The organism is Streptomyces sp. NPDC054956, from assembly GCF_053609185.1.
In genome coordinates, this window is sequence record NZ_JBSGXB010000206.1 from 1 (window position 1) to 13,567 (window position 13,567).

A 13,567-nucleotide genomic window follows, 5' to 3' on the forward strand; every position below is an offset into this window, starting at 1 on the left:
GCGGAGCCCCGCGCAGCGGCGTCGCGGCCACTGGCGCGCGTAGAATCCGGGGATTGTGTCTGAGTCACTGAGTCCCCAGAATGCCGCCTCCCAGCCCGCGCCGGAGGCGGCCGGTACCTATACGCCCCCGAAGTGGCGGACCGAGCCGCGGTTTCCCGACGGGCCCTCGCCCGATCCGGCCGGCTCGCACCACGAGCGGCGGATCCGGAGCTTCCAGCCCCGGCGCAGCCGGGTGACCACCGGGCAGGGCGAGGCCCTGAAGCGGCTCTGGGGGACCTGGGGTCTGGACATCGACGGGCACGACGTCATCGACCTGAAGGAGATGTTCGGCGGGCTTCCCGTCGTCCTGGAGATCGGGTTCGGGATGGGCGAGGCCACCGCGCAGATGGCCGCCGCCGACCCCGGCACCGGGATCCTCGCCGCCGACGTGCACACCCCCGGGCAGGGGAACCTGCTCGCGCTCGCCGAGCGGGGCGGGATGACCAACGTGCGCGTCGCGAACGGTGACGCGATCATCCTGCTCCGCGAGATGCTGCCCCCCGATTCCCTCGCCGGGATCCGGGTGTACTTCCCGGACCCGTGGCCCAAGGCGCGCCACAACAAGCGGCGGCTGATCCAGCCCGAGTTCCTCGCGCTGGCCGCCACCCGCATGGCGCCCGGGGCGATCCTGCACTGCGCGACCGACTGGGAGCCGTACGCCGAGCAGATGCTCGAAGTGCTCACCGCTCAGCCGGAGTTCGAGAACACGCAGGCCGACGGCGGATACGCGCCGCGGCCCGACTTCCGTCCCCTCACCCGGTTCGAGGGGCAAGGGCTCGACAAGGGGCACGTCGTACACGATCTGCTCTTCCGGCGCGTCGATATCGCGGGTAACTCAGGCATCTGAGTTACGTCACTCCCCGTGTCGGGGTCGCTCGGTAGAGTCATCGCGTGCTCCGAGCGACAACCCGGCTGTCCCGTGCGGTCCGTGCGGCGCGTACGGGCCATGTGCCCACGTACGCGCTCGTCCTGCTGCTCGGTCTGTCCGGGATCTCGATCCTCGAGCTCGTGCGGGAGCAGACCGGTACCCCCGGGTTCTTCGTCGGCCTCGGCCTGGCCCTGGTGCCCGTACCGCCGCTCATGGCGGCGTTCCGGTGGGTCGGCCGGGCCGCGCCGCATCCGTGGGCGCAGTTGCTGTTCTGCTTCGGCTGGGGGGCGTGCGCGGCGGCGCTGATCGCCATACTGGCCAACAGTTTCGCCACCGAGTGGATAGCCGCGGCCACCGCCGATCCCTCCGACGCCGACCAGCTCGGCTCGGTGGCCATCGCGCCGGTGGTCGAGGAGTGCGCCAAGGCGGCCGCCCTGCTGCTGGTGTTCCTGTTCCGAAGACGCCAGTTCGCCGGCCCCGCCGACGGTTTCGTGGTGGCCGGTTTCACCGCCACCGGCTTCGCCTTCACCGAGAACATCCTCTACCTCGGCAACGCCTTCGACGAGGACGCGGGGAGCGGCACCGGGGTGCTGGACTCCGTCACCGCGGCGACCTTCTTCGTCCGGATGGTGATGTCGCCGTTCGCGCATCCGCTGTTCACCGTGTTCACCGGCCTCGGTTTCGGCGCGGCCGCGCTCTGCGTCCGGCCCGTGCGCCGGGCCGGGCTGCCGCTGCTCGGGCTGGGCGCGGCGATGGGTCTGCACGCGCTGTGGAACAGCTCCTCCGACCTCGGGGAGTCCGGCTTCTACGTGGTCTACGGCTGCGTGATGGTCCCGGTGTTCGGGGCGCTGGCGTGGCTGGCCGTGTGGATAAGGCGCCGGCGCCTGCGGGCCGTCGCCGGGGAGCTCGCGGTGTACGCGGCCGCCGGCTGGCTGGGCCCCGCCGAGGTGCCCGCGCTGGTGTCGATGCCGGCCCGGTCGCTGGCCCGGGAGCTGGCCCGCAGTACGGGCGGGCGTCCGGCCGGGCGGGCGGTGGCCCGGTACGAGGCCGACGCGGCGGCCCTGGCCCTGCTGCGGCACCGGGCGCGCAGCCGGGGTCCGGCCCGCGAGCCCGACTTCGCGCTCCGGGAGCGGGAGTTGCTGCACCGGCTCTGGCTGCGCCGCGCCACGGCGGGACCGGCCCTGTCCCGGGCCGCGGTCCTGGAGGAGCTGCTGCCGCCCTGGTTCGACCCGCTGGGGCACCGGGTTCCGGTCGAACGGCCCGCGCCCGCCGTCGTACCGGCTCCGCGGAACCACCGTGCTCCACAGGTCCGCCGTACGGACGGACCCCGTGGGGCTCAGACGTTGAGGCCCTTGGAGGTCAGCCAGGCCAGCGGGTCCACCGTGGCGCCGCCCTGGCGCACTTCGAGGTGGAGGTGGGGGCCGGTGACGTTGCCGGTCGCGCCGACCCGGCCGATGGTGTCGCCCGCGGCGACCGAGCCGCCGGTCACCGACATCGAGGACAGGTGGCAGTACCAGACCTCGGTGCCGTCGGGGAGTTCCAGCACGATCCGGTAGCCGTACGCGCCGGACCAGCCGGCCGAGGTGATCTTGCCGCCGGCGACCGCCTTGACGGGGGTGCCGGTCGGGGCGGCGAAGTCGAGGCCCGTGTGGTGGCCGGAGGACCACATGGAGCCGGCGTCGCCGTAGTGCGAGGTGAGGGTGTAGGACGAGGTGGGCAGGGCGTAGCCGCCGGCCGCGCGGGCCGCGGCCTCCGCCGCCTTGGCCTCGGCGGCCTCCTTGGCGGCCCGGGCTTCGCGCTCTTCCTTCGCCGCCTGTTCGGCGGCGGCCGCCTCGGCCGCCTTGCGGGCGCTCTCCTGGGCCTCGCGCGCCTCCTTGGCGGCGGCCTCCTGGGCGGCGCGTTCGGACTCGGCCCGCTCCTGTGCGGCGGCGGCGTCCTGCTGGAACTCGGCCTGCTGGAGGATGCGGCTGCGCAGCAGTTCGCCGGCGTCGGCGCGGCGGTCGGCCTGTCGCGGGAAGAGCCCGGTCCGGGCCCGGTCGGCGTCCGCCGCGTCCGAGGCCGCTCGCTCCGGCGCGGCGGCGGTGGCGGCGTCGTCCTCGCCGCCCAGTACGCCGGGCAGGGAGGGGAGGGAGGGCAGGGTGATGGCGACCTGGGGCCGGTCCTGCGCGGTGGCTATGCCGCTCGCACCGACGGCCGCGATGACGCCGACGCCGAGGACGGTGGAGGAGCGGGCGAGTCCGCCGCGCTGCTTGAGCACGCGGTGCTTGCCGCGCGGCGGTCGGGCGGAGTCCTCGGTCGGGTTCCACTCGCCCCAGGCTCCGGCGGTGGGCGGCTCCTGGACTTCGATGCCTTCAGGGGCAGGCGAGTTGGAGGCCACCGGGGCACACTCCTCATGGACGAGCACGCGCACGGCGCCGTCTCTTGCGACGGCTGGGACGACCGCGCTGCGTTATCGAACGGTAATAGAAGAAGGGGAGTGATTCCAAGCAGTTGCGATTGATCGTTAACGACAATCGGCCACCCACCGAACGGCTCTGGCCACGACTTTTATCCACACTTGGGGATCAACTCGGGCAAAAATTGGCCGACTCCCTCACCCCTCCCGCCACATCTTCACATTGACGGTCCGTCAGGAACCTTGCTGAGTGCGCCCTCACGGTTACGCTGCGTCCCCTTTGGGCACCACGGGGACCGTCCGGCGCCGTTCCGGCTGCCGCTCCCCCGGCCGCGCCACCGCCAGCAGCGCCATGTCGTCCGTCGCCCCGCCGCCCGTATGCCGCCGCACGTCGCTGCCGAGTGCGCTCAGCAGTTCGTCGGGCCCGGGGAAGACCCGGCCGCGCAGCCGGTCCGCGGGATCGTAGAAGGTCCCGGCCCCGTCCCGGGCCTCGGTCAGCCCGTCCGTGTAGAGGAGCAGCGTGGCTCCCGCCGGGAACGGCCACTCCTGTGCCCGGTCCGGCCAGCCGCCCAGGTCGCCCATGCCCAGCGGCAGCGCCGGGTCGGTGGGGGCCAGCACCGAGAGGCCCCCGTCCGCGTACAGCAGCAGCGGCTCGGGGTGGCCCCGGTTGACCAGGCGCAGCACGCCCGCGCCCGGCGGGATCTCCCCGAGCACGCAGGTCGTGAAGCCCTCCACCGCGTCCAGGCTGTCGCGCCGGGTGCCCTCGCGGGCCAGCGCCCGCTCGAGGCGCTGCGCCACGCCCTCCAGGGTGGGCTCGCTCTCGGCCGCCTCCCGGAAGGCCCCGAGGACCACGGCGACGGCCTCGACCGCACCGAGCCCCTTGCCCCGTACGTCGCCCACCGCGAGGCGGACCCCGTACGGGGAGTCCTGGACGGCGTACAGGTCGCCGCCGATGAAGGCGTCGGCCTGCGCGGCCTCGTAGGAGGCGCTGACGTGCAGGCCCGCGATCCGCTCGGCGGGCGTCGGCAGTACGGCGCGCTGCGCGGCCTCGGCGATCCCGCGGGCCGAGGCGAGCTGCTCGGTGCCGCGCCGCACCACGACGTTGATCAGCGTGGCCAGCCCGGAGACGGTCAGGACGGTGGCCAGCTCGGTCAGGGCCTCCACCTTCCAGGTGGTGCCGTTGTAGATGTGCAGCACGATCACGGCGAGCGTGGCCAGCACCCCGGTCAGCGCCGTCCAGCGCAGGGTGAAGAGCGGAGCGGCGATCAGCGGGGCCGCGGAGAAGAAGGGGGAGCCCGTGAAGCTGGGCGGGGTCAGGACGTCGAAGGCGAGGCCGAGCGCGATCAGCGAGGCCGGGAGCATTTTGACGATCCGGCGGACCACGGGGCTGCCGGCGGCCGCGCCGAACGCGCGCCCGCTCCTGCCCTGCCGGCCCAGCCCCGCCACGCTCTCTCCTGCCGCCCGGTCCCTCGCACGGGTGCGGGCCGCCGCCTCGCCCCCCAAGGCTGGCCGCCCGAGGGCCCGTACGGCCACCCGGACAGGACCGTTCGAGTGAGGAGGGGGCACCGTGGACATACGACGAAGGCCCGGTTCCCCAAGGGGAACCGGGCCTTCGTACTGAGTAGCGGGGGCAGGATTTGAACCTACGACCTCTGGGTTATGAGCCCAGCGAGCTACCGAGCTGCTCCACCCCGCGTCGGTAAACCCAACTCTACGCCATCCGGGGGGAGGGCTCCGCCAATTAACGTCCCGGCCACCCCCGGGACCGGTATCGCCGCAGGTCAGAGCCGTAAAACCGGGCTTCTGGGGCTGCCGTCGCGCGCCTGGCGGGCCCGTCGCGACGGAACCGGGAACGGAGCGGGAGGGGTTCGGGAACCGCCGACGGGAGTGTGTGACCAGTCGAAGGGCCTGCCGACCGGGAGGCCGAGGAGAAGGGGTCCCCGTGGCGAAGATCGTTCTGGTGTCCGGCAGCACGCGCCGAGACTCGGTGAACACCGCAGTGCTGGCGACCGTGCGCCACATCCTGGAGGGTCTGCCCGGCGAGCACGAGGCCGTGTCGCTCTCCGTCGCCGAACTGCCGTTCTACGAGGCCTCCCTGGAGCAGGCCGACGGTTCGGCGGCGGTGCGCGAGGCCAAGGAGCTGGTCGCCGGAGCGGACGCGCTGTTCATCAGCACCCCCTCCTACAACGGCGAGATGCCCGGCGCGCTGAAGAACGCGCTGGACTGGCTGTCGCGGCCGGGCGGCCAGAGCCCGCTCAGCGGCAAGGTCACGGCCGTGGCCAGCGCCTCCCCCGGAGCGCGTGGCGGGCTCGACGCCCAGCCCGGGCTGGTCGGCGTACTGCGGCGCTGCGGCGCGCAGCTCGTCGAGCACGAGCCGGTCGCCGTCGGCGGTGCCGGGGCACTGGCCACCGAGGACGGGCGCTACACCGATCCGGAGCTCGTGGGCCGGCTCGAGAGCCTGACGCTCGCCGTGCTCGCGGAGGTCTCCGGGCTCACCGCCGTCGGCGGCCGCGCCGAGGCGCTCGTCTGATGGCCGCCGACCGGCCCGGGCTGCTCCGGATCATGAAGGAGGACCTGGAGGTGGTGGTGGCCCGCGATCCCTCGATACGCAGTCGCCGCGAGGCCCTGCTGCACGCGGCGCTGCCCGCGCTGTGGGCCCACCGGATCGCGCACCGGCTGCACCGGCGCGGACTGCGCATGACCGCGCGGGCCGTCGCCTGGTACGCCCGGCGCGGTACCGCCGTGGAGATCCACCCCGGTGCGGTACTGGGCCGGCGGGTGTTCATCGACCACGGCGCGGCCGTGGTGATCGGCGAGACCGCTGTGGTCGGCGACGACGTGACCATCTACCACCAGGTGACCCTCGGAGCGGTCGGCTGGTGGAGCGACAACAACCGGGCCGACGGGGAGCGCCGCCACCCGGTGGTGGGCCACGACGTCGTGCTCGGTACGAACGCCACCGTGCTGGGGCCCGTCACCATCGGCGAGCACGCCGTCATCGGCGCCCAGGCCCTGGTGAACAAGGACGTGCCCCCGGGGGCGCGGGTGCTGGCCGCTACCGCCGTGATCAAGGCGGTCGGCGCGGAGCCGCGGCCCATGGAGGACCTGTACGCGGCGACCGCCTCGGCGGGCTCCTGGTAGGACCCGGGGCCCGAACCCGCCTGTCCCCGCGAAGACTTCACCGGCGTACGGCTGACCGTACGACCACCCGAAACGCAGCCGTACGACCCGAAACTTGTGAGGAACCGACGTGGCCAGCACCAGCAGCACCAGCAGCAACGACAGCAACGAGAACCGCGAGATGCGCCCCATCGCCGACAGCATCGAGGACCTGGTCGGCTCGACCCCGCTGATCCGCCTGCGCTTCGAGGACACCGCCCCGGGCACCGAGGTGCTGGCCAAGCTGGAGTCGGCCAACCCGATGTCCAGCAGCAAGGACCGGGCCGCCCTGTACATGCTGCGCGCCGCCGAGCTGCGGGGCGATCTGACGCCCGGCAACGGCACCGTCATCGAGGCGACCTCCGGCAACACGGGCATCTCGCTGGCCGCGTTCTCCGCGGCCCGCGGCTACCGCTGCGTCATCGTGCTGCCCGACAGCGCCACCCAGGAGCGGGTCTCCCTGCTCAGGGCGCTCGGCGCAGAGATCGTGCAGACCCCGCGCGAAGCCGGGTACCCCGGTGCGATCGCCAAGGCCGAGGAGCTGCACGCGGCGACCCCCGGTTCCTGGTTCCCCTGCCAGCACGAGAACCCCGACAACGTGAAGGCCCACTACGAGACCACCGGCCCGGAGATCTGGACCGACACGGCCGGCCGCATCGACGTCCTGGTCTGCGGCGTGGGCACCGGCGGCACCCTGACCGGCGCCGCGAAGTACCTGAAGGAGCAGGACCCGTCGATCCGCGTCGTGGCGGTCGAGCCGGAGAACTCCCCCGTGCTCTCCCAGGGCGTCGGCGGCCTGCACCGCATCCCCGGTCTCAACGGCGGTTTCGTCGCCCCCACCACCGACGTGGACCTGATCGACCACGTGGTCACCGTGTCCGACGAGGACGCGATGACCGCGGCCCGTGCGCTCGCCCGCCGCCAGGGCATCTTCGTCGGGGTCTCCTCCGGCGCCGTCGCCCACGCCTGCGCCGAGCTGGCCGCGCACCCGGACTACATCGGCGCCTCGATCGTCACCGTGCTGCCCGACACCGGCGAGCGCTACCTCAGCCTCTGGGACCAGGACGGCGCCCCCACGGCGCGGCCCGCGGCCCGGCCCGCCGACCGGCCGGCCACCCAGCCCGTCGCGCTGACCGCCCGGTCCTGACCCGGCCCTGACCCGGTCCGCTCCGGGTCCCCGGCCTCCCCCACTCCGAACTCCCCCACTCCGCAAAGGAACCCCGACATGCCGGTGATCACCGTCGACTGGTGGCAGGGCAACGACCGTGCCCAGCGCGCCGAGCTCGTCCGCGAACTGACCGAGAGCGCCTCCCGGGTCGCCCACTGCCCGCCCGAGGCCGTGACCGTGATCGTCCGGGACGTGGAGCCGGCCTACTGGGGCAAGGGCGGCGTCCTCGCCGACGGGCTCCTCGGCGGACCGGCGGCGGACGCGGGCGGCGCGGACGACGGAGCCGGAGAGTGAACTTCCGCGAGCTGCACCCCAACATCAAGCTGAGGCTCGGCGTCGGATTCGTGCAGCGGCTGCTCGGCATCATGCTGATGCCGCTGATGGTCATCCACCTGGCCGCCCTGTACGGCGCGGCGACGGCCGGCGCGCTCACGCTGGTCGTGGCGGTCGCGGGCATCGCCAGCAACTTCCTCGGCGGGCACCTCGCCGACGTCCACGGCCGCAAGCCGCTGATGGTCGCGGGCGAGGCCGGAGCCACCCTCACCTTCGGGCTGCTGGCCCTGGCCAACTCGCCCTGGTGGCAGTCGGGAGCGGCCACCTTCGTCCTCTTCCTGCTCAACACCTGTCTCGCGAGCGCCGCCACGCCCGCCGCCGACGCGATGATGATCGACGTCTCCACCCCGGAGAACCGCACGCTCGTCTACACGGTCAACTACTGGTCGATCAACATGGCGTTCACCCTCGGCGCCCTGATCGGCGGCTTCTTCTACGGTGACCACTTCGCCCTGCTGCTGACCGCGGCGGCCGTGCTGTCCGCGGCGACCGCCCTGGTCACCTGGTGGTGGATCGCCGAGAGCGCCCCGCAGTACGCCAAGGAGCAGGCGGCCGGTGTCACGGCCATGCTCCGCGGCTACCTCGCGGTCTCCCGGGACCGGGTGTTCCTGCGGCTGATGATCGCGGCGACCCTCACCCGGGCCGTCGAGGTGCAGATCGGCTACTACATCGCCGTACGGCTCTCGGACGAGTTCCCCGAGCAGGCCCTGGCCGGCCTGGAGCGCTGGTTCCCGGCCGTCGACGGGGTCGCGATGCTCGGCATCCTGCGCGCGGTCAACACCGCCCTGGTCGTCGTCTTCGCCCTCTTCGCGGGCAGCATGTTCCGCCGGCTGTCCGACCGGGTCCGGCTCTACGCGGGCCTGGTCGTCTTCACCGCCGGCTACATGGTCCTGGCCGTCAGCAACAGCGGCTGGATCCTGATCGCCGCGGCCGTCCTGATGACCCTCGGCGAGATCGCGAACGTGCCGGTCAAGCAGGCCCTGCTGGCCGACCTCGTGGACCCGGCGGCCCGCACCAAGTACCTGGCCGCGTACGGCCTCAACGCCCGCGTCGGGCTGCTCGTCGGCTCGCTGTGCGTCAGTGTCGGGGCCTTCGTCCCGCCGCTCGGCATGAGCCTGCTCTACGGGGCCTTCGGCCTCGGCGCGATCCTCGTCTACCGCTCCCTGCTGCCGCTGCGTCCTGCCCGCCGGGCCGACGGCGGGCAGGACGACGGCGAGCAGGACGCCGACCAGCAGGCCGCGGGGGCCGACCCCCGTGCCGTCTCGCAGACCGTCACACCGGCCGTCGCACCGGCCCTCCCGCAGACCGTCGTACCGGCCCGGAACGGAGCCCCGTCATGACCCACCCCCGCAGCACCGGCCGGCTCCTGATGGTGATGCCGTACGAGCAGCTCGTCCGCAAGGCCGTCGAAGCGGGCTTCCGGGTCTGGTCGATCTGGGACCCGAAGCTGCGTCCGGCCGCCTACCTCGACAAGGTCGCCGAGCACTCGGAGCAGGTGGCGCTGGTCGACTTCGAGGACGAGGCCGCGCTGCGCGCCCTGGTGGCCCGCGTGGCCCGCGAGTACGAGGTGGACCACGTCCTGCACCTGGGCAGCGAGTCCTCCATGGCCCCGGTGCTCGCCGAGGCCGAGGCCCTGGGCCTGTCGCCGAACCGCGCGGAGTCCGTCCGGCTGCTCAACGACAAGAACGCGATGCGCCGCCTGCTCAACCGCAACGGCGTCTCCGTGGTCCGTGCCCGGGAAGCCAGGAAGCTCGCCGAAGTGGAGCCGCTGCTCGCCGAGTTCGGGCTGCCCGCGGTCGTCAAGCCCGCCAACTCGGCGGGCAGCCGCGGGATCGCGCTGGTCCGTACGGCCGCGGACCTCGCGGAGTGGACCGGGCGCGTCGGGGCCGCCGGCATCGAAGGCCCGTTCATCATCGAGGACTTCCTCGAGGGCCCGGAGTTCAGCGTCGAGACGCTGACCGTCGACGGCATGCACGAGGTCGTCGGGATCACCGCCAAGCAGACCAGCGGCCCGCCCCGGTTCGTCGAGACCGGGCACGTCCACCCGGCCCCGCTCGCCCCGGGCGACGAGGGCGCGATCCGCTCCACCGTCACCGCCCTGCTCGACCTCGCGGGCTACGAGTTCGGACCGGCGCACACCGAGGTCATCCTGACCCCGGCCGGGCCGCGCATCGTGGAGTCCCAGGCCCGCCTCGGCGGGGACCGGATCCCGCTGCTCATGGAGGTCGCCACCGGCTTCGACCTGGAGGCGGCGATCTTCCGGGCCCTGGCCGGCGAGGACGTGAAGGTCCCCGCGCCCCACCGGTACGCCTCCATCGGCTACTTCCGGCTGCCCGCGGGCCCGCTGGGGTCCGTCTCGGGGCTGGCGGAGCTGGGGGACCTGGAGCACGTGCACGCCGTGCACTTCCCGTACGCCCCGGGCGACGTCCTGCCGGACACCACCGACTCGGCCAGCCGCCACGGTTACGCCGTGGTCGACGGCGCGAGCCCCGCCGAGGCCGCCGAGCGCATCGCCGCGGCCCGCGCCGCGCTGCGCACGACGACCGCCCCTGCCCCTGCCCCTGCCCCGAAGGAGGCCCTGCGATGACCGCGACCGTCCCGACCCCGCCGACCGCTCCGACCGCTCCGACCGCCGAGACGGCCGGCACCCCCGGCACCGCCGAGGCCCCCGGGGACCGGACCATGCTCCTCGTCGGCGCCACCGACCAGCACCTGGAACGCGCCAAGGCCCTCGGCGTACGCGTGGTGCTGCTCCAGCACCCCGACAAGGTCAACGCCTTCCAGACCGGCCTGGCCGACGCGCTGCTGATGATCGACTACACCGACTGGGCCACCGTACGGCCGCTCGCCGAGGCCGCCCGCGAGGTCTGGGGGTTCGACGCCGTCGTCTCCCTCACCGAGGGCGGCCTGGACACGGCGGCCCGGCTGAGGGAGCACTTCGGCCTCCCGGGCACCGGCCCCGAGGTGAGCCGCCGGCTGCGCGACAAGCACCTGATGCGGCGCCACCTGGCCGACCACGGCAAGTCGGCCATGCACTGGGGCCGGGTCACCGACCGGGACTCCCTGGAGGACTTCGCGCAGCGTGCGGGCTTCCCGTTCATCGTCAAGCCCACCGACGCGACCGCGAGCTTCGGCCTGATCCGGGTCGGCGGCCCGGACGAGCTGCCCGCCGTGTGGGAGCGGATCGAGGAGCTGCGCGGCCGGCGCACCGACCGCGGCTCGACCCTCTTCACGGTGCGCGAGTTCCTGATGGAGTCCTACCTCGACGGACCCGAGTTCAGCGTGGAGGCCTTCAGCTTCGGCGGCCGCCACGTGGTGATCGCGGTGACCGAGAAGCTCGTCGACGACGCCCACTTCGCGGAGCTGGGCCACGCCCTGCCCGCCCGGCTGGCGCCGGAGGCGCACGCCCGGATCACCGCCGCGGTCGCGGAGTTCCTCGACACCATGGGCGTGAGCGACGGGCCCAGCCACACCGAGCTGCGCCTCGGCTCCCGCGGCCCCGTCGTCATCGAGTCGCACAACCGGGTCGGCGGCGGCCACATCAACGAGCTGGTCGAGGCCGCGTACGGGATCGACCTGATCGGGTACGGGGTGGCCTGGCCGATGGGCCTCGTCGAGGAGCTGCCCGGGCCCCCGGCGGCCCGCGCCGGAGCCTGTACCCGCTTCGTGCTCCGCGACCCGGGGACGGTCACGGCCGTATCGGGCGTGTCGGAGGTCCGGGCCCGCGCCGACGTGCTGGCCGTGGAGGTCTCCGTACGCCCGGGCGACGAGGTCCGCCCGCTGCGGGACAACTGGGACCGGCTCGGCTTCGCCGCCGTCACGGCGGCCGACACGGACGCCGCGGTGGCCCTCTGCGAGCGGCTGACCGGCGAGATCCGCATCGACGTGACCCCCCACGCCATCGACGTGGCCCCGTACGACCTGGAGGTGGCGGCATGACCGCGCTCGTACTGCACCGGTTCCCGCTCGGCCCGTTCCCCTACGACCGGTGGCTGGCGGAGCTCGACGGGGGCGTGGTGATGATCGCGGCCCGCGACAGGATCGAGGCGGGCGGCGAGCGGGTCCCGGACGGCCCCGGCGGCTACCGCCACCTGGAACTGATCGACAGCTTCGACGACGAGGAGCTCGTCGACCGCCTCGCCCGCGACCTGGCCCACGAGCACCAGGTCACCCATGTCATCGCGCACCACGAGGCCGACCTGATCCGGGCAGCCGGCCTGCGCGAGAAGTTCGGTCTGCCCGGCCAGCTGCCCGCCGAGGTGCTGCCCTTCCGGGACAAGGTCCTGATGAAGCGGAAGCTGGCGGCGGCGGGCATCGAGGTCGCCCCGCACACGGTGCCGGCGACGGCGGAGGCGGTACGGGACTTCGCCGCCGGACACGGCCTGCCGCTGGTCTTCAAGGCCCGCGACGGCTTCGGCTCCATCGGCCTGCGGATCGTGCGGACCGGGCAGGAGCTGGAGGAGCGGATCGCCGAGGAGTTCGGGCCCGCCGCCGGCCCCCGCGAGGACCTGCTGCTGGAGGCGTACGTCCCGGGCCGCATGTGCCACGTGGACGGGGTGGTCGCGGGCGGCCGCACGGTCATGGCCTGGCCCTCGCAGTACCAGTACGACCTGTCCTCCTTCCAGGCCGACGGCGGCGCCCGGGTGGACCTCACCCTGGACCCCTCGGACCCGCTGACCCCGCGTCTGCTGGCGCTCGCGGAGGAGGCGCTCGGGGCGCTGGGCGGACCGGCGGACTACGCCTTCCACGCGGAGGTCTTCCACACGCCCGACGACCGCCTGGTCGTCTGCGAGGTCGCGGCCCGTCCGGCGGGCGCGCGCATCCGTGACGTGCTGACGGCGGTCTTCGGGGTGCACCCGGTGGAGCTGGCGGCCCGGGCGCACACGGGCCTGCGGCTGCCGGCCCTGGAGAAGGCCGGGGAGGGACGGGAACCGCTGGAGCCGGTCCGGATGGCCGGGCAGGTCCTGATGATGAAGCGGCCGGGAACGGTGCGCGCCGTCCCGGTCACCCCGGAGGAGCCGTGGGTGGAGTTCTACGGGGTCTTCGCGGAGCCGGGGGAGGTGCTCGCCGAGGCCGCCATCTCCTCGGACTTCCTGGCGGCCGCGGTGCTGTCGGCGCCGACCCGGGAGGAGTGCGAGCGCAGGCTGCGGGCGCTCGGGACGCGTTTCGAGACAGAGATCCTGATCGATTGAGCCAATGCCCGGGACGGTCCCCCGACAGATGCCCAACAAGCGGACAGAACCTGGTTCTTGATCCGTTCCCGCTGTAGCGTCCGAGGTCGGTAACGGAGAGGGAACCGTTGGGGAACGGTTCCGGAGAACCTCTCTCTTGTCGAAAGCAGCACGCACAGCAGCACGGACCAATGGGGCGGGGAAAAGAAATGCGCAGCAAGCTGGCCGGAATCGTCGGGGGCATCGCACTGGGGCTGACGGCCGTACTGGGCGCGACCGGTGACCTGGGCTGGGACTTCACGGACCAGTCCCACGTCGAGGCCGACCTCCACGGACCGGGCAGCCCGTCCCCCGTCATCTCCCCCCGCATCTCCTGACACACGCCACCGGCCCCAGGGCCCGCGTACGGCGGCGGCCCGCTCCCTACCGGGGGC

Annotated in this window: 12 protein-coding genes, 1 tRNA gene and 1 pseudogene; 11 read left to right on the forward strand and 3 right to left on the reverse strand. The window is 73.5% G+C overall.

The window, feature by feature from the left end; translation table 11 throughout:
• Positions 1-55: 55 nt before the first annotated feature.
• Together trmB and ACWGDE_RS26625 are read left to right on the forward strand one after the other, a co-directional pair.
• Positions 56-886: a tRNA (guanosine(46)-N7)-methyltransferase TrmB gene (gene trmB / locus ACWGDE_RS26620; RefSeq protein WP_453391559.1), complete on the forward strand. Its 831-nt coding sequence runs from the start codon at positions 56-58 to the stop codon at positions 884-886.
• A 101-nt stretch (positions 887-987) separates the two neighbouring features.
• Positions 988-2,202 (forward strand): annotated as a pseudogene (locus ACWGDE_RS26625) (PrsW family intramembrane metalloprotease); the annotation flags it as partial.
• A 41-nt stretch (positions 2,203-2,243) separates the two neighbouring features.
• Here the strand turns inward: ACWGDE_RS26625 and ACWGDE_RS26630 are convergent.
• From ACWGDE_RS26630 to ACWGDE_RS26640, 3 genes are all read right to left on the reverse strand, one after another.
• The gene (locus ACWGDE_RS26630; protein ID WP_453391560.1) at positions 2,244-3,284 is read right to left on the reverse strand and encodes a M23 family metallopeptidase; all 1,041 of its coding nucleotides are present in this window, start codon (positions 3,282-3,284) and stop codon (positions 2,244-2,246) included.
• Between the two features lie 282 nt (positions 3,285-3,566).
• A complete protein-coding gene (locus ACWGDE_RS26635; RefSeq protein ID WP_453391561.1) occupies positions 3,567-4,748 on the reverse strand; it encodes a PP2C family protein-serine/threonine phosphatase in 1,182 nt (393 codons plus the stop codon).
• Positions 4,749-4,924: 176 nt separating this feature from the next.
• A tRNA-Met gene (locus ACWGDE_RS26640) sits at positions 4,925-4,998 on the reverse strand.
• A 246-nt stretch (positions 4,999-5,244) separates the two neighbouring features.
• Here ACWGDE_RS26640 and ACWGDE_RS26645 point away from each other — a divergent pair.
• From ACWGDE_RS26645 to ACWGDE_RS26685, 9 genes are all read left to right on the forward strand, one after another.
• Positions 5,245-5,832 (forward strand): NADPH-dependent FMN reductase, encoded by a 588-nt coding sequence (locus tag ACWGDE_RS26645; RefSeq protein ID WP_453391562.1) that lies wholly within the window; start codon positions 5,245-5,247, stop codon positions 5,830-5,832.
• Complete coding sequence (gene epsC, locus ACWGDE_RS26650; RefSeq protein ID WP_453391563.1) at positions 5,832-6,443, forward strand: serine O-acetyltransferase EpsC; 612 nt, start codon at positions 5,832-5,834, stop codon at positions 6,441-6,443. Before ACWGDE_RS26645 ends, epsC begins: the two co-directional genes overlap by 1 nt.
• Before the next feature lie 160 nt (positions 6,444-6,603).
• The gene (locus tag ACWGDE_RS26655; protein ID WP_453391570.1) at positions 6,604-7,608 is read left to right on the forward strand and encodes a PLP-dependent cysteine synthase family protein; all 1,005 of its coding nucleotides are present in this window, start codon (positions 6,604-6,606) and stop codon (positions 7,606-7,608) included.
• A gap of 78 nt (positions 7,609-7,686) precedes the next feature.
• Complete coding sequence (locus ACWGDE_RS26660) at positions 7,687-7,923, forward strand: tautomerase family protein (RefSeq protein WP_453391564.1); 237 nt, start codon at positions 7,687-7,689, stop codon at positions 7,921-7,923.
• The gene (locus tag ACWGDE_RS26665) at positions 7,920-9,302 is read left to right on the forward strand and encodes an MFS transporter (RefSeq protein WP_453391565.1); all 1,383 of its coding nucleotides are present in this window, start codon (positions 7,920-7,922) and stop codon (positions 9,300-9,302) included. Before ACWGDE_RS26660 ends, ACWGDE_RS26665 begins: the two co-directional genes overlap by 4 nt.
• Complete coding sequence (locus ACWGDE_RS26670) at positions 9,299-10,549, forward strand: ATP-grasp domain-containing protein (protein ID WP_453391566.1); 1,251 nt, start codon at positions 9,299-9,301, stop codon at positions 10,547-10,549. The genes ACWGDE_RS26665 and ACWGDE_RS26670 overlap by 4 nt, the downstream gene beginning before the upstream one ends.
• Positions 10,546-11,901: an ATP-grasp domain-containing protein gene (locus tag ACWGDE_RS26675; protein ID WP_453391567.1), complete on the forward strand. Its 1,356-nt coding sequence runs from the start codon at positions 10,546-10,548 to the stop codon at positions 11,899-11,901. Before ACWGDE_RS26670 ends, ACWGDE_RS26675 begins: the two co-directional genes overlap by 4 nt.
• Positions 11,898-13,154, forward strand: a complete 1,257-nt coding sequence (locus tag ACWGDE_RS26680) for an ATP-binding protein (RefSeq protein WP_453391568.1) — start codon at positions 11,898-11,900, stop codon at positions 13,152-13,154. The genes ACWGDE_RS26675 and ACWGDE_RS26680 overlap by 4 nt, the downstream gene beginning before the upstream one ends.
• A gap of 188 nt (positions 13,155-13,342) precedes the next feature.
• Positions 13,343-13,510, forward strand: coding sequence for a hypothetical protein (locus ACWGDE_RS26685; RefSeq protein WP_453391569.1), 168 nt, complete (start codon positions 13,343-13,345; stop codon positions 13,508-13,510).
• Positions 13,511-13,567: the final 57 nt, after the last annotated feature.

Coding starts and splice junctions, on each gene's coding strand:
- epsC (WP_453391563.1), top strand. CDS start 5,832: ATGGCCGCCGACCGGCCCGGGCTGCTCCGGATCATGAAGGAGGACCTG.
- ACWGDE_RS26655 (WP_453391570.1), top strand. CDS start 6,604: ATGCGCCCCATCGCCGACAGCATCGAGGACCTGGTCGGCTCGACCCCG.
- ACWGDE_RS26660 (WP_453391564.1), top strand. CDS start 7,687: ATGCCGGTGATCACCGTCGACTGGTGGCAGGGCAACGACCGTGCCCAG.
- ACWGDE_RS26670 (WP_453391566.1), top strand. CDS start 9,299: ATGACCCACCCCCGCAGCACCGGCCGGCTCCTGATGGTGATGCCGTAC.
- ACWGDE_RS26675 (WP_453391567.1), top strand. CDS start 10,546: ATGACCGCGACCGTCCCGACCCCGCCGACCGCTCCGACCGCTCCGACC.
- ACWGDE_RS26680 (WP_453391568.1), top strand. CDS start 11,898: ATGACCGCGCTCGTACTGCACCGGTTCCCGCTCGGCCCGTTCCCCTAC.
- ACWGDE_RS26685 (WP_453391569.1), top strand. CDS start 13,343: ATGCGCAGCAAGCTGGCCGGAATCGTCGGGGGCATCGCACTGGGGCTG.